The following is an 18812-nucleotide window of genomic DNA, read 5'->3' on the forward strand; positions in this document are numbered from 1 at the left end:
GGTCAAGGTCGCAGCTGCCGCGACGGGGCGGCGTGGCTGTTGACCCGCTGTTTGCCGAAGAAGCCGATCTCGCCCTCGTGGTGGAGACGTTCGATCATGTGCGGGTAGTGCAGCTCGAACGCCGGGCGTTCGGAACGGATCCGGGGCAGCTCGGTGAAGTTGTGCCGCGGCGGCGGGCACGACGTCGCCCACTCCAGCGAGTTGCCGTAACCCCACGGGTCGTCCACCGTGACGATCTCGCCGTACCGGTAGCTCTTGAAGACGTTCCAGATGAACGGCAGCGTCGAGGCACCGAGGATGTACGCGCCGATCGTCGAGATCGTGTTCAGCGTGGTGAAGCCGTCACTGGTCAGGTAGTCCGCGTACCGGCGCGGCATGCCCTCGGCACCCAGCCAGTGCTGGACGAGGAAGGTCATGTGGAAGCCGATGAACGTGGTCCAGAAGTGCCACTTGCCGAGCTTCTCGTCCATCATCCGGCCGGTGATCTTCGGGAACCAGAAGTAGATGCCGGCGAACGTCGCGAAGGCGATGGTGCCGTAGAGGACGTAGTGGAAGTGCGCGACGACGAAATAGGTGTCGGAGACGTGGAAGTCGATCGCCGGCGCGGCCAGCATGATGCCGGTCAGGCCGCCGAAGAGGAACGTGACGAGGAACCCCACCGAGAAGATCATCGGCGTCTCGAAGGACAGCTGGCCCTTCCACATCGTGCCGATCCAGTTGAAGAACTTCACCCCGGTCGGGACCGCGATCAGGAAAGTCATGAAGGAGAAGAACGGCAGCAGCACCGCACCAGTGGCGTAGAGGTGGTGCGCCCAGACGGAAAACGAGAGCGCGGCGATGGCCAGCGTGGCGAAGACCAATCCCTTGTAGCCGAAGAGGGGTTTGCGGCTGAACACCGGGAAGACCTCCGACACGATCCCGAAGAACGGCAGCGCGATGATGTACACCTCGGGATGGCCGAAGAACCAGAACAGGTGCTGCCACAGGATCACCCCGCCGTTGGCCGGGTCGAACACGTGCGCGCCCAGCCGCCGATCGGCCTCCAGCCCGAAGAACGCCGCGGTGAGGATGGGGAACGCGACGAGGATCAGGATCGACGTCACCACGATGTTCCAGGTGAAGATCGGCAGCCGGAACATCGTCATGCCGGGCGCGCGCAGCGAGACGACCGTGGTGATCATGTTGACGGCGCCGAGAATCGTGCCGAGGCCGCTGACGATCAGGCCCATGATCCACAGGTCGGTGCCGGGACCGGGGGTGTGTGTGGCTTCGGACAGCGGCGTGTAACCGGTCCAGCCGAACTCCGCCGCGCCGCCGGGGGTGAGGAAGCCCGAGACGACGGTCAGGCTGCCGAAGAGGTAGAGCCAGTACGAGAACGCGTTGAGCCGCGGGAAGGCGACGTCGGGAGAGCCGATCTGCAGCGGCAGGACGAAGTTCGCGAAACCGAACAGGATCGGCGTCGCGTACATCAGCAGCATGATCGTGCCGTGCATGGTGAACAGCTGGTTGTACTGCTCCTGCGAGAGGAACTGCAGCCCGGGACGCGCGAGCTCGCTGCGGACCAGCATCGCCATCGCCCCGCCGACCATGAAGAAGGCGAAGGCCGTGACCAGGTACATCACGCCGATCTGCTTGTGGTCCGTGGTGCGCATCAGGCGCAGCAACGCCGAGCCCTTCACGGAACGGCGCACGGGGTACGGCCGGGTGACGATGGGGCCGGGCGCGGTGGTCTTCATGGCTTTCTCCAGTCGGGCAACGAGCTTTCCGGCGGTTCCCCACCGGTGACGAAGGCGGTTCGCGGCTGCTGCACCGAGGCCAGCGAGACGATGTCGCGGCCGAACAGCCCGGCAGTCAGCCAGATCGCCAGCACGCGGACCTTGCGTTCCCAGGTGGGGATGGCCAGCACGTGGTAGCCGCGGTGGATCAGCCAGGCGAGCGGTCCTTTGAGCACGAGCCGCCGGTACTGGAAGATGCCGTGCCCGATGCCGAGCACCGCCACGGCGCCGAGGCTGCGGTGCCGGTACTCCTTCGGTCTTCCGCCGCGCAGGGTCGCCGCGATGTTGCGGGCGAGCAGCTTGCCCTGGCGGACGGCGTGCTGGGCGTTGGGCACCGTGCGGGTGCCCGGGACCGGCGCGGTGAGGTCCTCGATCCCGGCGGCATCCCCGGCGGCCCAGGCGTCGGGGACCGGTTCGCGGTCGGTCCCGACCCGCAGGTCGGGCCGGACGACGAGGAACCCGCGCTCGTCCACCGGCAGGTCGGTGTGCTTGCCCACGACCGGGTTCGCCGCGTTGCCCGTCGTCCACACGATCAGTTCCGAGTCGAACTGCTCGCCGGTGGACAGCACGACGCGCCCGCCGGTCGCCGACTCGATCCGCGTGTTCAGGTGCACCTGCCCACCGCGCCGCCGCAGGAAGCGCACCACCCAGCGGCCGGGCGGGCCGGTCACCTCGGGCAGGATCCGCGCGGACGCCTCGACCAGGTGGAACCGCAGTTCGCCGCGGTCCAGTTCGGGATAACGCCGCAGGAGTGACGTCGCCAGCGACAGCAACTCGGCGAAACCTTCGACTCCAGAGAAGCCGCCGCCGACCACGGTGACCGTGAGCAGCTTCTGCCGCTGCGACCCCGGCGGCAGCGTGGCCGCCCGGTCGAACGACGTCAGCAGCCGGTCGCGGATGGCGACCGCCTCCTCGACGTGCTTGAGCCCGATCGCCTGCTCCGCGACGCCGGGCACCGGGAACTTGCGGGTGACCGCGCCGGCGGTGACCACCACGAGGTCGTAGCCCAGTTCGAACGCGTCGCCGTCGGCGGGCCGGACCGTGACCACCCGGTGCTCGTGGTCGATCGCGGTGACCATCCCGGCGACGACGCGCGTGCGGTGCAGGTGGCGGCGCAGCGACACCGCGGCGTGCCGGGCCTCGATCGAGCCGGCCACCACCTCGGGCAGGAACGGCTGGTAGGTCATGTACGGCCGCGGGTCGACGACCGTGACGTCGACCTGGCCCCGCCGCAGCTTCTTTTCGAGTTTCCAGGCGGCGTAGAACCCCGCGTAGCCGCCGCCGATGATCAGGATCTTGCGCATGACGTCCCGCTTCACCCGGGAAAACGGCCGAGTGACAGGATCGACGTCCGGCGGCGCAAGGCGAGCGCGGCGACCAGGAGTGCCGCGGCGCTCGCGGCCACCTGGAGCGTCACGGAGACTTCGAAGAACCGCGCCACGGACGCTCCGGAATGCACGACGACACGGAGGCTCGCGGGCCCACCGAGTGCGAAGTGGAACAGCAAGCCCAGGACCAGCGAGCCGGCCGCCGAGGCGAGGACGAGACCGGCGCCGTCCCGCGCCGCGACCCGGAAGTGGCGTGTGACGCCGATCGCGGGACCGACGATGCCGAAGACGGCGAGGCACGCCCCTTCCAGCAGGCCGACGCCGCCGGCGAGCAGCCCCAGCAGCAGGAAGTCGGCCAGCACGAGCACGGCCTGCACCGTGACCGCGGCCGCCATCAGCCGGTCCACCCTCGCGACCAGCCGGGGCAGGTGGAGCACCGCCTTGCCGTTCACCGCGTTCGTCATGGTTCCTCCTCCTAGCGCCCGGCGGGGACGACAGGGAGGCCCCCGGCGCGTCGGCAGCCGGCCGCGCCGGGGGCCCGGCGCCGCCGGCCCGTGGGGAGCGAGACCGGGACGCGGCAGTGGGGCATCACTGTCGACTGCTTTGCGCCGGACCGGCCGGACTTCTTACCGCCGGATCGCGACCCGCCGTCAGGCGTAGCGGCCGGAGAACTGCGAACCGTCTTCGGCGTGGGTGAAGCGCAGGCCGACGATCGAGCCGTTCTCGACCAGCCACCGCAAGTCGTACGAGGCGCGGTAGCTGGGTGGCCAGAACGACGCGAAGCGGCCGTGGCTGTCGACGTACCACTCCCCGCGCGTCGGGTGGCCCCGCTCGACGTAGGTGGTGACGCCGTCGGCGTCGAAGACTTGTTCGGCGCCGTCGTCGTAGACGATCCGCCCGGCCGTCAGCGCGGCGACGAGGTTCTTCGTGGTCACTTGCTCGCCGTCGGCGGGGCTGAGTGACTCCAGTGAACGGGGCATGGGACTCCTTTCAGGACTGGCTGCCGACCGAGGCGTGGAGGGCGGCCCAGCTGGCCGCGAACTTCGCGACGCCCTGCTGCTCGAGCGTGGTGTACACGTCGTCGAGGTCGATCCCGGCGGCGGCGACGGCCGCGATGTCCGCCGCGGCCTCTTCGTGCCGTCCGACGACCTGGCCCCCCGCGACCTCGCCGTGGTCGGCGAACGCCGAGAGCGTCGCGGGCGGCATCGTGACCACGGTTCCGGGTGTGACCAGGCCGGTGACGTACTTCGTGTCCGGGTAGGCCGGATCCTTCACCCCCGTGGACGCCCACAGGAGCCGCTGCGGGCGGGCGCCGTCTTCGGCCAGGCTCCGCCACCTCTCGCCTTCCCACACTTCCGCCAGGGCCTGGTGCGCGAGCCGGGCGTTGGCCAAGGCTGCGCGGCCGCGCAGCTCGCGGACGCCCTTGGCGTCGAGACGCATGTCGACCTCGGTGTCCACTCTCGACACGAACAGCGAGGAGACGGAGTGGATCGACGCGAGGTCGTGGCCGTTCTCGCGGGCCTGCTCGAGTCCGTCGACGTAAGCCGCCCCGACCTCGGCGCAGCGGCGCGCCGAGAAGACCAGGGTGACGTTCACGTTCACCCCGGCCGCGAGGGCGCCCGTGACGGCCCGGACGCCCGCACGTGTGGCCGGGATCTTGACCAGGAGATTGGGCCGGTCGACGAGCTCCCAGAGCTGGACGGCCTCCGCGATGGTCGCGGCGGTGTCGTCGGCGAGCTCGGGGTTCACCTCCAGCGACACCCGGCCGTCGACGCCGCCGGTCTTCTCCCAGACCGGACGCAGCACGTCCGCCGCGCGCTGGACGTCCCAGATCATCACCGCGCGGACGGCCTCCGCGACGTCGATCCCGTTCGCGGCCAGGCGTTCCAGCTGGACGGCGTAGCGGCTGCCGCGGGCGACGGCGTTCGCGAAGATCGTCGGGTTCGTGGTGACACCCGTGACCGAGCAGTCCCGCACCAGGCGTTCGAACTCGCCGTTTTCCAGGATGTCGCGGGAGAGTTCGTCCAGCCAGATCGCCACGCCGGCGTCGCCGAGCGCGCGGAGCTTGTCTTCGGTCACTTGCTCTGTTCCTGTTCCAACGCCGCGGTCTCTTCCGGCGGGTCCGGTGTCCACAGTGAACCGGGCACGGCCCGGCCGCCGGACCCGAGCTTGTTCATCTTCTTCGGCACCGGTGCGCCCTGGTAGTCGAGCGGGGTGGTGGCCAGGGGCTGGTGGACTTCGATGAACGCGCCGTGCGGCAGGCGTTTGATGATGCCGGTCTCGACGCCGTGCTCCAGCACCTCGCGGTCGGCCCGCTGCAGGCCCAGGCAGATCCGGTAGGTCACGTAGTAGGCGATCGGCGGCACGATCAGGACGCCGATGCGGCCCGCCCACGTCGTCGCGTTCAGCGAGATGTGGAACTGGTCGGCGATGATGTCGTTGAACCCCGACAGCTCGATGACGAGCAGGAAACCGATTGCCATCATGCCCAGCGAGGTGCGGACCGGGGCGTCACGCGGCCGCTGCAGCAGGTTGCGGTGACCGGTGTCCTTCGCGAGCTTCCGCTCGATCCACGGGTAGAGGATCAGGATGCCGAAGAGCAGCGGCATGCCGACGGCGCCGGGGAAGAACACCGCGGGGATCGTGTAGTTCCCGAGGTAGACCTCCCAGGCCGGCCAGATCCGGAGCATGCCGTCGGCCCAGGCCATGTACCAGTCCGGTTGCGAACCGGCCGACACCTGCGCCGGGTTGTACGGGCCGAAGTTCCACACCGGGTTGATCTGGAACAGCCCCGCCATGAGGGCGGTCACGCCCGTGACGAGCACGGCGAGCGCGCCGCCGTGGAGGGCGAACTCGGGCATGATCCGGATGCCGACGACGTTCGTTTCCTTGCGGCGCACACCCGGGAACTGCGTGTGCTTCTGGTACCAGACCAGCGCCAGGTGAACTCCGGTGAGGGCGAGGAGGATGCCCGGCAGCACGAGGATGTGCAGGGTGTAGAGCCGCGGGATGATCTGGTCGCCGGGGAACTCGCCACCGAACAGCGCCCAGTGGAGCCAGGTGCCGACGACGGGCACCGAGAGCACGATGCCCGACAGCGTCGCGCGGATGCCCGTGCCGGACAGCAGGTCGTCCGGGAGCGAGTAGCCGAAGAAGCCCTCGAACATGCTGATCAGGAGCAGCAGCACCCCGATGACCCAGTTGGCCTCCCGCGGTCGCCGGAACGCGCCGGTGAAGAAGATCCGGAAGGTGTGCAGGAGCGAGGCGGCGATGAAGATCAGCGCACCCCAGTGGTGCAGCTGGCGCACGAAGAGCCCGCCGCGGACGTCGAAGGACAGGTCCAGCGTCGTGCGGAAGGCCTGGGACATCTCCAGGCCCTGCATGTTCGTGAAGCTGCCGTGGTAGACGACTTCCTGCATCGAGGGGTCGAAGAAGAGCGTCAGGTACACGCCGGTCGCGATCACGAGGAGGAAGCTGTACAGCGCCACCTCGCCGATCAGGAACGACCAGTGGGTCGGGAACACCTTGTTCATCTGGTGCCGCAGGCCCTTGGCCAGGTGGTACCGCTGGTCCGCGTTGCCCGCGGCCTCCCCGAGGCGCCGTTCGAGCGCGCCGGTGCCCCTGGTCGGCGTGGTCAATGAGCTCATGCTGCATTGGTGTCGCGAGCGGAGCCGGTCTTACGCCTCGAGCTGGAACGGCCGCCGCCAGACGAGGACGGCGACCGTCCCGGCGAGGATCGGTGCGGTGAGCCCGAACGGGATCGGGACCACGGGGTCGGCGAGGACGAGGATTCCCGCCAGCGGCAGCACGGTGTTGACGACCCGGTCCGCGTGGGGCCGGATCGCGAGCGCCCAGACGCCGAGGACGAACACGGCGAGCGGGATCGTGTAGGCGAACGACGCATCCGGCTGGTGCAGTGCGGAGTGTCCCGTGAGGACATCGATCTCGACCTCGATCCCCGCCGAGAACGCGCCCGCGGCCGCGAAGACGAAGAAGTGCCCGTACACGTACGCCAACGATCCCGAGACGTCCGTGATGGCGTGGTGGTGCGGTGGCCAGAAGTAGATCCACCACAGGGCCGCGGTGGCGACGAGCACCAGCACCGCGATGCCGAGGAGCCGGCCGGCCGATTCGGCGTCGTGTTGCGCGGAGATGATCGCGTTGGCGGAGGCCAGCAGGCTCTCGCCGAGGAGGATGAGGGTGAACAGGCCGTAGCGTTCGGTGATGTGGTGCGGGTGCCACGGCGTGGTCCCGGTGCGCTCGGCGATGATCGGCACGGCCAGTTCCGCCACGACGAGCACGACCAGGGCCACCGTGAGCTCCCCGGCGGGCAGCAGCAGGGAACCGAGCCACAGCACCTGCACCACCGCGATGCCGGCCGCGTAGCCGCGGGCGGCCCGGCGGGTGGGGCCGGGCCACCGGGCCGCGCGCAGCCACTGCGCGATCAGGGCCACGCGCATGACGACGTAGCCGATGACGAGCACCGAGTAGTCGTGCTCGTCGAACGCCGGTCCGATGCCGGAGGCGAAGACGAGCACGCCGCCCATCTGCAGGATCGTCAGCACCCGGTACAGCCAGTCGTCGGTGTCGAAGGACGTGGCGAACCAGGTGAAGTTCATCCACGCCCACCAGATCCCGAAGAACACGAAGCCGTAGCCGGCGATCCCGTCGAGCACGTGCCCCTCGGTGAGCCCGTGGTGCAGGCGCCCGGCGGCGATGCTGACGGCGACGACGAAGACAAGGTCGAAGAACAGCTCCAAAGTGGACGCCGCCCGCCCGGTTTCGGCCGGGTCCCGCGGTCCCATCGGGACGAGCCGGAACCGGGATCGGGCTGTCATGACGCGGTTCTCTCTCCTCGGCCTTCGCTGATGTGTGTCCACTCAGGACGCGGCGATCCCTTCCCCACCGGCCGCGTCCGGCACCGTGGTCGTGCCGACCGCCGTCAGGCCGCCGTCGTGGCCGATCCGGAACGCGGCGACTTCCCCGTTCTTCCCGCCCTGGACGTACAGGAACTTCCCGTCGCCGGACGCGGTGAGGTCGATCGTTCCGGCCGCGGCGGCCGTCTGGCCGGTCACGGCGGCTTGGCCGTGGCCCACCTGGTAGGTGGTGATGGTGCCGCTGCCCGCGTTGGCGACGTAGGCGTGGTCGCCCACGGCCGTGATCCAGCAGGACCCTTGCTGGCCGGTGGCCACCGGCGCCGAAAGCGTCGCGCGCCCGGTCCGGTCGAGGCGCGCCGAGACGAGCGCGTTCGGGCCCGCTTCGGTGAGCAGGACCCGGCCGTCGCGGCCGAAGACGAAGCCGAACGGCACCGACCCGGCACCGGTCGACGTCACCGTCGCCTTGGCGGACAACCCGAACACCGGATGGACCGAGTAGGCCATCAGGCTGTCCCCCACGGCCTTCGTCGCCACCACGACGTGTGACCCGTCGGGCGTGAACTCGACCTGGGCGGGTGTGTGGGTGAACTGCGGCACAGCCTCGGGGTCAAGCCCCAGCGCGCGGTGCTCTCCGGGCACCAGGTGACCGCCGACGTTCCGGTAGCCCTGCAGCGAGCCGCCGTCCAGCGCGTTGAGGACGTACACCCGGTCGCCGTGGACCGCGGCGCTCACCGGGAACCGGCCACCGGAGGCGACGGTCTGGAGTCGGGTCAAGTGGCTGCCGTGCACGGCGAACACCGTCACCGTGTCGCTGCCCGAGTTCGTCGCGAACAGCAGGTGGTTGCGCTTGTCGTAGACCAGCGACCCCTGCGACGCCTGGTGGTCGACGACGGCCCCGTCCAGCACGCCGCCGAGACCGCCGGTCCGGTAGACGGCCGACTGCGTCAGCGTGCCGTCGGCGGACCGGAGGTAGGCGACGACGGCGTTGCCCGCCGGGCTGTCCGTTTGCACGAACACCGCGCCTGGTCCGGTGGCCGCGGCCGCCGACGGCGCCGTGCTCGTGACGGCCGCCAGGACCGCGGCGGCGCCGAGCGCCACGCGGGTGATCAGGTGTCTTGCCATTCTCGTGCGGGTTCCTTTCCGTGGTGGTGCACTCAGCCGTTCGACGGCCGCTGGTCCGTGAGCAGGACGATCGGACCGCCCTTGGCGCCCCGGACCGCGCGTTCGAGCGCGGCCGCCGCCTCGGCCAGCGGCAGGGTGGCGCCCACCGGCAGGGACAGCTCTCCCTCGCCGAGCAGCGCGCTCAGCTTCGCGAGCTGGGCGGCGTCCGGGCGCACGTAGAAGTTCGCGACGCTGATGCCCCGCGCGGCGGGCGGCGGGTCGCCGGTGATCGTCGCCAGGCGGCCGCCTTCGCGCACCGCCACGAGGGCGTCGGCGCTGCCGCCGGCCACCGCGTTGAGGGCGGTGTCGACGCCGTCGCCGCCCGCCCACTCACGGACCCGGTCCGGCCAGCTCCGGTCGTGGTAGTCGACGACCTCGGCCGCGCCGGCCTCGGCCACCCGGGCCGCGCTGGCGGGTCCGGCGGTGGCGATCACCCTCGCACCCCGCAGGGCCGCGAGCCGCACGGCCAGCCCGCCCGTCGCGCCGCCCGCGCCGTGGACGAGCAGCGTCTCGTTCTCGGCGACGCGCAAGGATTCGGAGAGCACCTGCTCGGCGGTCAGGGCGGGCACGGGGAACGCCGCCGCCGTCTCCCACGCCACGTTCGGGGGTTTGGCCACGACCAGGTCGGCGTCGACCACCACCCGCTCGGCCCAGCAGCCCTGGTGACGCAGCGGGAGCGGGTGGCCGAGGACCTCGTCGCCCGGCCGGAGGCCCGTCACGGCCGAACCGACCGCGACCACCGTCCCGGCCACCTCGACGCCGAGCGCCATCGGCGGGGTCAGCCCGACGTCCCACCCGCCCGAACGGACGACGTCGTCCCAGTTGCCGACGCCGGCCGCCGCGACCTCGAGTACCACTTCGCCCGGCCCGGGGCCGTCGGGCTCCGGAAGGTCGAGCAGCTCGACCCGGCCACCGATTTCCCGCACACCAGCGCCCAGCACCACGATTCTCCGCCTCACATCGAGCAGCGAGCCACCGAGTTCGGTGGCTGTCCCGGGTGGGACAGTGGTTCTGCGTACGATGCGCGCGGCGTCTTACGCCCGGGGCGCAGATCAGGTCTGGAACGCCCGGATGCCCTCGAGCGCCATGTCCAGTGCGATCTTCATCGGCGTGACGTCCTGTTTGGTCTGGGCGAGCAGGTACCCGCCCTGCAGCGCCCCCATCAGCCCGACCGCGAGCCGCCTCGGGTCGGCGTCCGGCCTCAGCTTGCCCGCGGCTCGCATCCGTTCCAGGCCGTCCGCGATCAGGCCTTCCCACGTCGCGAAATGCGCGGCCAGCTCGGTGCGCGCTCGTTCGTTGCGATCGGACAGTTCACTCGCCAGGGAACCCAGAGGACAGCCGTACGCGCCATTGTGGAGGGCGTTGTGCTGGACGACCGCGTCCCGCCACCGCTCGAGTCCGCGCATCGAGTTCAGCCGCTTGAGCTGTCCTTCGTGCCAGGCGAGCAGGTCCTGCGCCCGGCGGCCGATGACCTCTTGGACCAAAGCGTCCTTGTCCGGGAAGTGGTGGTAGAGTTGCGATTTGCTCGTGCCGCTCGCCGCGCGGACGTCGTCCAGCGTGGTCGCGGTCGCGCCCTTCACGGACATCAGCTCGACCGCCGCGTCCAGGATCCGGGCTCGGGTCGCCGCGCCCCGGGCCGTCAACCGCGTGCGCTCCGGTTCTGCCACGCCGCCAGGCTACCCCACCGGACCTGCGAAGACGGACATGACGTGGCGCAGCATCATGGCGAACGGTGCCAGCACCTCGTCCGTCGGGCCCGCGTCGCGGGACCGGGCCATCGCGCCGACGAGTGCCCCCATGACGGCGGTCGCCAGCTCCGCCGGCGGCACGCACGGGGCGAGCGCGCCCCGGTCGCGCAGCCGCGAGAACGCGTCCCCGAGCGCGGACTGCCAGGGGGCGAGGTGCGCCGCGAGCGCCCGGCCGACGCGGTCGTCGAGCCCGGTCGCCTCGTGCGCGATGATGCCCAGCGGGTATCCGGCCGGGACCCGGGTGGCGCGGTAGGCGGCCACGACGTCGTCCCGCCACCGGCACAGGTCGTCGAGGCCGGCGGCGGTGGTCAGCCGGTGGCCGGGGACGGCGAAGACCTCGTGGACCTGGCCGCGCACCACTTCCGCGACGAGTTCCCCGACGTCCGCGAAGGACTCGCGCAGCCAGGACTCGTCCACCCCCGCCGTCGCGGCCACCGCGCCGAGCTTCGCCTCCCGCGGCCCGTGTCGGCACAGCAGCTCCGCCACCGCGGACGTCACGCGTCGCCACGTCTCGGGCTCCGGCCGGCGTCCGGGTGGATCCACCATGAACCTCACCGTATACTGGACCATAGCGTCCATGCAGACCGTCGGCGGACGTCGCTTGTAATGCTTCCGTAAGCTGTTGACCATCGGGTTTATCATGGACCGTGCAGTCCAGCTGTTGACCGTGCTCAAGGCCTCCGGTGCGGTAACCTGACGGCCGTGGACGCACCGGAGGGCACGACGCAGACAACCCGGCTGACCGCGCGCGGCGCGGCGACCCGGTCCCGCATCGTGCGGGCGGCCGTCGACCTCATGCAGGTCAAGGGGGTGGCCGCGACTACGCTCGACGACGTCCGGGCCGCCAGCGGCACCAGCAAGTCGCAGCTGTACCACCACTTCCCCGACAAGACCGCCCTCGTGCACGAAGTCGTGACGGTGCGGGGCACGCAGCTCGTCGGGCAGCAGGGGGACCAGCTGCGGCGGCTGAACTCGATCCGCGGTCTCGAACGCTGGCGCGACGCGATCGTCCGGCGCGCCGCCTTCCCGCACGGCGTCCACGGCTGCGCGCTCGGCTCACTCGCCGCCGAACTGGCCGACCGGGACGAAGAAGCCCGCGTGCTGCTCGCGAAGTACTTCGAGATCTGGGAAGAACTGCTGGCCGAGGGCCTGATCCGGATGCGCTCCTCGGGCGCGCTCCGGCCGGACGCCGACCCGGACAAGCTCGCCACGTTCCTGGTGGCCGCGCTGCAGGGTGGCTACCTCCTCACCCGGATGGCCCGCTCGGCGGAGCCGATGAAGCAGACCCTCGATCTGGCCATCGACCACATCCGCACCTTCCGCACCGCCTAGCTGAAGGGGACGTTCATCGCATCTGATGCGACGAACGTCCCCTTCAGCTCATGAGATGCCAGGAAAGTCCCCTTCAGCGCTTTCACTGGACGATAGCGTCCAAAAACTGCCCGGGTCGAGGTGTACCGCGGCGCGCCCGTCCGCTAGTGTTCGGGGCATGTCGGGTGACCGGACCGGGAGGCACGCCGAGGACGCGCACCGGCTGGCCGTGACCGCCTCGATCGACCTCCTGCGCGACCGCCCGCTGGGCGAGATCACCCTCGCCGAAGTCGCGGCCGCGAGCGACGTCCCCGAGCCGAAGCTCCGGCAGTTCTTCGAGAACGAAGAGGCCCTCATCGAGGCCGTGGTGCACGCGCAGGTGGACACCGTGCTGACCGACCAGAAGGCGTTGCTGGACGGAGTGCGCTCGCTCTCGGACCTCCGGGCGTGGCGCGACAAGCTCGTCGCGGACAACCAGGTCACCGGCGGCGTCGGCGGTTGCCCGATCGGGTCCCTCATCGGCGAGCTCGCGGGGCGTCACGACCGCGGGCACCGCGCCCTGGTCGCCGGGTTCGCGGCGTGGGAAGGCCTCCTCGCCGGAGCTTTCCGGCGCATCCAGGAGCGCGGGGAGCTCGACTCCCGCGTGGACCCTGCCACGATCGCCACCGCCGTCATGGGGGCGCTGCAGGGCGGGTTCCTGCTCGCCAGGACCACGCGCGACCCCGGGCAGCTGGCCACGGTGCTCGACGTGTCGCTCGAGCATTTGCGGGTCACTCCGGCGGGCACTTCCTCGCCCCGCGGGCATTAACTGTCGACAAAGGACGAATGATGAAGATCGGTCCGCTCGAAGAAACCGACCGGGAACGCTGGGAAACCTTGGCGCGCGGCTACAAGGACTTCTACCGCACGGAAGTCCCGGACGAGGGTTACGAGCGGGCGTGGCGGCGGCTGCGGCGGGCCGAGGACGTGTTCGGCTGCGCGGCCCGGCTCGACAGCGGGCGAATGGTCGGTTTCGCGCATTATCTGTTCCACGCCAACCCGTGGGCGGCGCGGTCGTGTTACCTGCAGGACTTGTTCGTGGAGGAGACCGAGCGCGGGCGCGGTGCCGGGCGGGGCCTGATCGAGTACGTCGCCCAGGTCGCCCGCGACCACGGCGCGGCGCGGCTTTACTGGCTCACCCAGCAGGACAACGAACGCGCCCGGCTCCTCTACGACAAGGTGGCCGTCGCCCGCGGTTTCATCAGCTACGACCGCTTTCTGGACTGAGCCCGCACCGGGCTGCCCGCCCCACGAGGCGGGGCGGGCAGCCGGAGCGTCCCCGGTCTACATGAAGGTGAACAGGCGATCCGCGTCGAACCGCGAAATCGGGCCCTTGTAGGCCTTTTCCTTGTCGGGGTAGCCGAGGGCCATCAGCACGGTCGTGGTGTGCCCGGTTTCGCGGATCTTGAACGCCTTGTCGACACTGGTCGGGTCGAACCCTTCCAGCGGCGTCGCGTCGAAGCCGAGTTCGACGGCCGCCATCATGGTCATCCCCATCACCATGTACGTCTGCTTTTCCATCCAGTGGTTGAGGTCCTTGTAGGCGTAGTTGCGCAGGTTCAGGAAGTCCCGCGTCATGTACTGCCACATCGCGCGCTTCGCCGGATCGGGGAACCGGCCGTCGGCGTCTTCCTTGCCGAACACGTCGTCGAGGTGGCTGTCCGGCACGTCCGCCCGGGTGGTGAGGATGAGGGCGTGCGACGCGTTCAGGATCTTCGCGCCGTTGTCCTGGAACCGCTCCCCCAGGTTGTCGGCGAGCTGCCGCTTGGCTTCGGCCGACGCGAGGACGTAGAAGTGGTTGGGCTGGATGTTGGTCGACGTCGGCGCCGACCGCATGAACCGCAGCAGCTGCTGGAGGGATTCCTCCGGAATCGTCTTGCTGCCGTCGAACGCCCTCGTGAGGTGCTGGTTCATGAGCTTGTCGAGATCCATGGCGATCTGCCTCTTCTTCCGAGTGGTGGTGGAGGTACGTCAGTGCTTGGCGCCGGCGATCAGTTCGCCGATCCGGTCGAAGCCCATGCCCGCGGTGGCGGCCGCGAGGTCGCCCGCGGCAAGCGCCTTCGTGGCTCGTTCGAGTGCGGCCATCGCGCCGGCGTACAGGAACGGGCCCAAGCTGATGCGCTTGACGCCCGCCTGCCGCAGTTCGTCGACGGTCAGCACCTTGTCCGCGGGCGACACGAGAACGTTGACCGGCGTCGGCGCGACCGCCGTGACGATCGCGCCGAGTGCGTCGAGGTCGGGCGGGAACGGCGCGTACACCACGTCCGCGCCGACCTCCGCGAAGGCGGTCAGACGCCGGATCGTGTCGTCGAGATCCGGCCGGCCCTGGATGAAGTTGTCGGTGCGCCCGGTGACGACGATGCGCCGCTTGGCCGCGGCCACGGCGGCGCGCACGCGGTCGACGGCGTCGTCGAAGCCGCGGATGGGCCGGACGGGATCGCCTGTGGTGTCTTCGATCCCGATGCCGGCCAAGCCGTGCTCGACGGCGGCTTCGACGGTCACCGCGACGGCTTCGGGCGTGTCGCCGTAGCCGTCCTCGAAGTCCCCGTTCACGGGCAGCCCGGTGAGCCTGCCGAGCAGGCGGGCGTGCTCGAGGTGCTCGTCGCGGCTGACTTCGTGCCTGCCGTCGGGCCGGCCGAGGGTGGCGGCCAGCGCCCCCGACGACGTCGCGGCGGCCTCGAAACCGGCGTCGGCCAGGAGCAGAGCCGAGAGGCCGTCCCAGGCGTTCGGCAGGACGAGGCCGCCTTCGCGGGTGTGCAGCGCCATTAATCGCTCATAGAGCGCGGAGCCCGGCATTTCGCACCTTTCCTGGTTCGGCCGCTCAGGCGGGGATGTCGATGCCGGTCTGGTTGACGTTGTTGATGAAGTTGGTGAGCAAGGCCTGCACCGAGACCGCGACGATCGCCAGGATCTGCGAGTCGGTGTACCCGGCCGCCCGAACGTCGGCGAGGTCGTCATCGCTGACGCGGCCGCGGCTGTCCACGAGCCGGTGCGCGAACCGGGCGGCCGCGGCGCGCTTGGGGTCGACCGAGCCCCCGGCGCGGCTCAAAGCGATGTCCTCATCGGACATCCCGCCGAACTCGGACGAGACGTGCGTGTGCATGGCCAGGCAGTAGTCGCAGCCGTTGGCTTCCGAGACGGACAGCGCGATGCTGTGCCGGGTCCGCGCGTCCAGCACCCGGCTCAGCTTCCCCTGCAGGGTGGCGACGACTTCGAGCACGGCCGGGTTCGACGCGATGAGGGTGAACATCGCCGGGACGAAGCCGAGCTGGGCGCCGACCCCTTCGAGGATCTGCCGCGATTCGGCGGGGACGTCCTCGGGAACGGCCAATCGTGACACGGTGAATCAACCTCCGATGGTGTGTGAGTCTTGAGCGTCGGCCCGACGTCGCCTCTTACGGCTTAATCTGGACTAAATAGTCCACAGATAAGCCGGGAGAAGATCATGGACGCGCGGCCGGCGGACGGCACGATCCCGCCCACCGCGAGGAGGCCGACGGCCTGTGGCGGACGGCGTCGACCTCGGCCGGGCCGGTCACCTACCGGATCCGGCAACACCGCCTCGACGACGTGGAAGTCGACGCGTGGGGCCCGGGCGCCGACGAGCTCGTCGAGCGCATCCCCGCCGAACTGGGTGCCCACGACCACCCCGAGGAGTTCCGGCCCGCCCACCCCGTTCTCGAGCGAGCTTGGCGCCGGCTGCCGGGCCTGCGCGTCCCCCGCACGGGCCGGGTGTTCGAGGCGTTGGTGCCCGCGATCTTCGAGCAGCGGGTCGTCAGCCTGGACGCCCAGGCCGCCTGGACCCGGCTGCTGCGCGCCCACGGCACGCCGGCGCCGGGCCCCGCTCCCGCCGCGATGCGGGTCATGCCTCACCCGGAGGTGTGGGCGAAGATCCCGATCTGGAACTGGCGGCGAGCCGGAGTCGACCTGCAGCGTTCGAGGACGGTCGTGCTCGCCGGCCGCCACGCGGGCAAGCTCGAACGCGCCGCCGCCGACCCCGCCCGGGTCTACCGGCTGCTGTCGGCGATGCCGGGAGTCGGGGTGTGGACGGCGGCGCAGGTCGGGCACCGCGCGCTCGGTGACGCGGACGCACTCCCGCTGGGCGACTTCGACCTCGGCCGGATGACCGGCCTGGCGCTCGCGGGCCGCCCCCTGGCCGACGAGGAGGTCGAAGGGTTCTACCGGCCCTGGCGACCGCACCGGTACCGGGTGGTCCGCGTTTTCGAACTCACGCCCGGCCTCGCACCGCGGCGCAGTCACCAGGCTCCGCGCGCGGCCGTTCCGCTGACGAGGCCGGGTGTCAGGGCGTGCACCGCGGCGCTGGTCGGGCAGTCCACAGTCGGCGACTTCGACCTTGGCCACACGACGGGCCAGGCACCGGCGGCCACACCGACGCAACCACCGGACGCAGCCCTTCCGAGGAGGCCAGGTGTCGGGGCGAGCACCGCGGCACAGGGTCACGCAGCCACACTCGAAGACTTCGACCTCGGCCACACGACCGGCCAGGCCCCCGGGCCCCGCGCGGCCATTCCGCCGACCAGCCCGTCAGGGCCGCGGATCGCGGGCCGCGACCACGGTGAACACCGTGGCCACGAGGGCGAGCACGCCGTACCCCACGGCGATCTGCGGGAGGGAGAACGTCGTGGACAGCTGACCGGCGACAAGGGCGGGAATCGTCGCCCCGGAGTAGGAGAGCAGGTAGACGACCGTGAAGATCGGGGCCCGGTCCGCCACGCCGCTGCCTGCCAGCAGGCCGCGCGTGGCCGCGCTGATCGCGATGCCTTGGCTCGCCCCCGCGACGACCGTCGCCGCGAAGAACAGCAGCAGCGCGCCCGTCGCGATCGCCGTGATGATGCCGATCATGCCCGCCAGGAAGCCGAGCATGCCGGCCCGCTGCGCCACCGCGGGCGCGAACCGGCCGCTGATCGGCGCGCCGAGCGCGCTCGGTCCCATGTACGCCGCGAACACCAGCCCCAGTGCCAGTGGGCTGCGCGTGTGGAGCTGGTCCGCGACGAGCGCCGGCACGAACGCCTGGTAGAACGCCCCGGTCGCCCAGGTCGCCAGCAACACCGCCGCCGCCACGGGGACCAGGTGCTTGACCCCGGCCGGTACGCGGACCCGGGGACGCAGGGATCGCCAGACGCCCGGCGCCGGGGTCACGGTCTCCGGGCTGACGAAGATGAGCACGGCCGACAGCACGAGCAGGCCGATCACCACGAGGTAGATCAGCTCCCGCGGCCAGGGACCGAACTGCACGAGCGCGCCGGAACCGATGGCGCCGACCGCGAGGCCGAGCATGACCGTCTGGCTCGACGCCCCCGAAGCGAGCCAGGCCGGTCTGGGCGGTGCGGCATCGACGATGTAGGACGTGAGACTGCTGCTGGCCAGGCCCGCACCGAAGCCCATCAGGAGCCGCCCCGCGATCAGGACGCCGACGTGGTGCACGTCCAGCAGCAGCACGCACCCCAGCAGGAGCAGGCCGAGGCTCGCGATCGACGTGGGCCGCCGCCCCAGGTGGCCGGACACCCGGCCCAGCACCAGCAACGTGCCGAGAGTCGCGACGGAGTAGGCGACGACGGTGATCGAGATGTCGGCGTTGGTGAAGTCTTCCTCGGCCCGGTAGACGTTGAACAGCGGGATCGTGGAACCCACGGCGGCGAACGAGACCACGAGCGACACCACCCCGGCCGGGAAGGCCCGGGAAAGCCGGGCGACACCGGTTCTCGGTACCACGTCTCGCATCAGGCAACGCCCTTCTCGCCGGGGTCGGACCGCGGCCTCAGATTGGACTATACCGTCCCGCTGTGGGCGGCTGGTGGTTGTGAGTGGCGATTAGGGTTCTAACCCGAATCGCCACTCACGACGGGGTAGTGCTCCCACGCGTAGCCCCACAGGTACGACGTCGCGTACGACCGGTACGGCCGCCACGGTTCACTTCGCCGCTCCGCGACCTTCGGCGTGATCGCGTGGTCCAGCTGGTCGAGCGCCGTGATCGCTTCGCGCACGGTGAGGTCGTTGGCCAGGAAGACGTCCGGCCGGTGCAGGTAGTGCAACAGGAACCGTTGCGCCGACGACGGCCCGAGCCCCGGCAGGGCCTCGACCTCGGCCCGGACTTCGATGTCAGTCATCGTCGCGAGCACGCCCGGATCCAGCAGGCCGTCGTGCTGGGCGAGCACCAGGAGCGTTTCGGCTTTCTGGTGCGACAATCCGACGTCGCGCAGGGCCTGCGCACCGGCCGAAACGACGCGCTCCCCGGTGACGGAACCGCCGAGGCGCTCGACGAGCCGGTGATGGATCGCGACGGCGCTCGCCCTGCTCAGCTGCCGCGAAATGATGGCGAAGGCGAACCACTCGAGCGGGCCGCGCACCTCGACGGGCGGGTGCGTCTCGTAGGCGTCGATCGGCCCCGCCGACCGCACCCACCGGGCCAGCGAGTCGTCGAGCGAGCCCAGGTACTCGGCGGCGGCCCGCTGTTCCTCGGTCGCACGCTTCCCGGTGCGAGTCATGGTCACGGCTCCAGCGTCGCAGACCTGGACCACATAGTCCACTCTGCGGCATGATGCCCGGCAAGAC

20 protein-coding genes are annotated in these 18812 nt (G+C 70.7%); 3 read left to right on the forward strand and 17 right to left on the reverse strand.

The genetic code is table 11. From position 1 onward, the window contains the following. Window positions 1-2: 2 nt before the first annotated feature. The 11 genes from ctaD to QP939_RS47185 all read right to left on the reverse strand — a co-directional run bounded on the left by ctaD (window position 3) and on the right by QP939_RS47185 (window position 11435). Window positions 3-1736 (reverse strand): aa3-type cytochrome oxidase subunit I, encoded by a 1734-nt coding sequence (gene ctaD / locus QP939_RS47135; RefSeq protein ID WP_285453404.1) that lies wholly within the window; start codon window positions 1734-1736, stop codon window positions 3-5. After that, window positions 1733-3079 (reverse strand): NAD(P)/FAD-dependent oxidoreductase, encoded by a 1347-nt coding sequence (locus tag QP939_RS47140; protein ID WP_285453406.1) that lies wholly within the window; start codon window positions 3077-3079, stop codon window positions 1733-1735. Before QP939_RS47140 ends, ctaD begins: the two co-directional genes overlap by 4 nt. An 11-nt stretch (window positions 3080-3090) precedes the next feature. Further along, the gene (locus QP939_RS47145; RefSeq protein ID WP_285453408.1) at window positions 3091-3567 is read right to left on the reverse strand and encodes a hypothetical protein; all 477 of its coding nucleotides are present in this window, start codon (window positions 3565-3567) and stop codon (window positions 3091-3093) included. Window positions 3568-3753: 186 nt separating this feature from the next. Further along, complete coding sequence (locus tag QP939_RS47150) at window positions 3754-4083, reverse strand: hypothetical protein (protein WP_125315177.1); 330 nt, start codon at window positions 4081-4083, stop codon at window positions 3754-3756. A gap of 10 nt (window positions 4084-4093) precedes the next feature. Continuing rightward, a complete protein-coding gene (gene tal / locus QP939_RS47155; RefSeq protein ID WP_285453411.1) occupies window positions 4094-5182 on the reverse strand; it encodes a transaldolase in 1089 nt (362 codons plus the stop codon). Further along, window positions 5179-6750, reverse strand: a complete 1572-nt coding sequence (qcrB, locus tag QP939_RS47160; RefSeq protein WP_285453413.1) for a cytochrome bc1 complex cytochrome b subunit — start codon at window positions 6748-6750, stop codon at window positions 5179-5181. Before qcrB ends, tal begins: the two co-directional genes overlap by 4 nt. A gap of 30 nt (window positions 6751-6780) precedes the next feature. Further along, a complete protein-coding gene (locus tag QP939_RS47165; RefSeq protein ID WP_285453415.1) occupies window positions 6781-7941 on the reverse strand; it encodes a low temperature requirement protein A in 1161 nt (386 codons plus the stop codon). 42 nt (window positions 7942-7983) lie between these two features. Next, window positions 7984-9102, reverse strand: a complete 1119-nt coding sequence (locus QP939_RS47170) for a lactonase family protein (protein ID WP_285453417.1) — start codon at window positions 9100-9102, stop codon at window positions 7984-7986. Between the two features lie 32 nt (window positions 9103-9134). Further along, window positions 9135-10082, reverse strand: a complete 948-nt coding sequence (locus QP939_RS47175; RefSeq protein ID WP_285453418.1) for an NADP-dependent oxidoreductase — start codon at window positions 10080-10082, stop codon at window positions 9135-9137. 111 nt (window positions 10083-10193) lie between these two features. Further along, window positions 10194-10808, reverse strand: a complete 615-nt coding sequence (locus tag QP939_RS47180; RefSeq protein ID WP_285453419.1) for a TetR/AcrR family transcriptional regulator — start codon at window positions 10806-10808, stop codon at window positions 10194-10196. 9 nt (window positions 10809-10817) lie between these two features. Beyond that, entirely contained in the window at window positions 10818-11435 is a 618-nt protein-coding gene (locus QP939_RS47185; protein ID WP_285453420.1) for a TetR/AcrR family transcriptional regulator, read from the reverse strand. A 156-nt stretch (window positions 11436-11591) separates the two neighbouring features. Between QP939_RS47185 and QP939_RS47190 the strand changes: the two genes are divergently transcribed. From QP939_RS47190 to QP939_RS47200, 3 genes are all read left to right on the forward strand, one after another. Continuing rightward, window positions 11592-12221, forward strand: a complete 630-nt coding sequence (locus QP939_RS47190) for a TetR/AcrR family transcriptional regulator (RefSeq protein WP_285453421.1) — start codon at window positions 11592-11594, stop codon at window positions 12219-12221. Window positions 12222-12378: 157 nt separating this feature from the next. Further along, on the forward strand, window positions 12379-13008 hold the full coding sequence (locus tag QP939_RS47195) for a TetR/AcrR family transcriptional regulator (protein ID WP_285453422.1): 630 nt from the start codon (window positions 12379-12381) through the stop codon (window positions 13006-13008). 20 nt (window positions 13009-13028) lie between these two features. After that, the gene (locus tag QP939_RS47200) at window positions 13029-13466 is read left to right on the forward strand and encodes a GNAT family N-acetyltransferase (protein ID WP_285453423.1); all 438 of its coding nucleotides are present in this window, start codon (window positions 13029-13031) and stop codon (window positions 13464-13466) included. Between the two features lie 57 nt (window positions 13467-13523). Here QP939_RS47200 and QP939_RS47205 read toward each other — a convergent pair whose 3' ends face one another. The 6 genes from QP939_RS47205 to QP939_RS47230 all read right to left on the reverse strand — a co-directional run bounded on the left by QP939_RS47205 (window position 13524) and on the right by QP939_RS47230 (window position 18745). Next, a complete protein-coding gene (locus QP939_RS47205; RefSeq protein WP_285453424.1) occupies window positions 13524-14171 on the reverse strand; it encodes a nitroreductase family protein in 648 nt (215 codons plus the stop codon). Window positions 14172-14210: 39 nt separating this feature from the next. Then, a complete protein-coding gene (locus QP939_RS47210) occupies window positions 14211-15005 on the reverse strand; it encodes an isocitrate lyase/PEP mutase family protein (RefSeq protein WP_285453425.1) in 795 nt (264 codons plus the stop codon). A 55-nt stretch (window positions 15006-15060) separates the two neighbouring features. Beyond that, the gene (locus QP939_RS47215) at window positions 15061-15579 is read right to left on the reverse strand and encodes a carboxymuconolactone decarboxylase family protein (RefSeq protein ID WP_285453426.1); all 519 of its coding nucleotides are present in this window, start codon (window positions 15577-15579) and stop codon (window positions 15061-15063) included. Between the two features lie 62 nt (window positions 15580-15641). Further along, window positions 15642-16499: a hypothetical protein gene (locus tag QP939_RS47220; protein ID WP_285453427.1), complete on the reverse strand. Its 858-nt coding sequence runs from the start codon at window positions 16497-16499 to the stop codon at window positions 15642-15644. Between the two features lie 285 nt (window positions 16500-16784). Then, window positions 16785-17981 (reverse strand): MFS transporter, encoded by a 1197-nt coding sequence (locus tag QP939_RS47225; RefSeq protein ID WP_285453428.1) that lies wholly within the window; start codon window positions 17979-17981, stop codon window positions 16785-16787. Between the two features lie 98 nt (window positions 17982-18079). Beyond that, entirely contained in the window at window positions 18080-18745 is a 666-nt protein-coding gene (locus QP939_RS47230; protein WP_285453430.1) for a DNA-3-methyladenine glycosylase family protein, read from the reverse strand. Window positions 18746-18812: the final 67 nt, after the last annotated feature.

The organism is Amycolatopsis nalaikhensis (genome assembly GCF_030264295.1).
In the GTDB taxonomy this organism is placed as follows: Bacteria; Actinomycetota; Actinomycetes; order Mycobacteriales; family Pseudonocardiaceae; genus Amycolatopsis; species Amycolatopsis nalaikhensis.

Bases quoted from the DNA above. Each gene is read 5' to 3' on its own strand.
- qcrB (WP_285453413.1), bottom strand. From the start codon at position 6,750: ATGAGCTCATTGACCACGCCGACCAGGGGCACCGGCGCGCTCGAACGG.
- QP939_RS47170 (WP_285453417.1), bottom strand. From the start codon at position 9,102: ATGGCAAGACACCTGATCACCCGCGTGGCGCTCGGCGCCGCCGCGGTC.
- QP939_RS47205 (WP_285453424.1), bottom strand. From the start codon at position 14,171: ATGGATCTCGACAAGCTCATGAACCAGCACCTCACGAGGGCGTTCGAC.
- QP939_RS47195 (WP_285453422.1), top strand. From the start codon at position 12,379: ATGTCGGGTGACCGGACCGGGAGGCACGCCGAGGACGCGCACCGGCTG.
- QP939_RS47225 (WP_285453428.1), bottom strand. From the start codon at position 17,981: ATGCGAGACGTGGTACCGAGAACCGGTGTCGCCCGGCTTTCCCGGGCC.
- QP939_RS47210 (WP_285453425.1), bottom strand. From the start codon at position 15,005: ATGGCGCTGCACACCCGCGAAGGCGGCCTCGTCCTGCCGAACGCCTGG.
- QP939_RS47200 (WP_285453423.1), top strand. From the start codon at position 13,029: ATGAAGATCGGTCCGCTCGAAGAAACCGACCGGGAACGCTGGGAAACC.
- ctaD (WP_285453404.1), bottom strand. From the start codon at position 1,736: ATGAAGACCACCGCGCCCGGCCCCATCGTCACCCGGCCGTACCCCGTG.
- QP939_RS47230 (WP_285453430.1), bottom strand. From the start codon at position 18,745: ATGACTCGCACCGGGAAGCGTGCGACCGAGGAACAGCGGGCCGCCGCC.
- QP939_RS47145 (WP_285453408.1), bottom strand. From the start codon at position 3,567: ATGACGAACGCGGTGAACGGCAAGGCGGTGCTCCACCTGCCCCGGCTG.
- QP939_RS47165 (WP_285453415.1), bottom strand. From the start codon at position 7,941: ATGACAGCCCGATCCCGGTTCCGGCTCGTCCCGATGGGACCGCGGGAC.
- QP939_RS47150 (WP_125315177.1), bottom strand. From the start codon at position 4,083: ATGCCCCGTTCACTGGAGTCACTCAGCCCCGCCGACGGCGAGCAAGTG.
- QP939_RS47140 (WP_285453406.1), bottom strand. From the start codon at position 3,079: ATGCGCAAGATCCTGATCATCGGCGGCGGCTACGCGGGGTTCTACGCC.
- QP939_RS47185 (WP_285453420.1), bottom strand. From the start codon at position 11,435: ATGGTGGATCCACCCGGACGCCGGCCGGAGCCCGAGACGTGGCGACGC.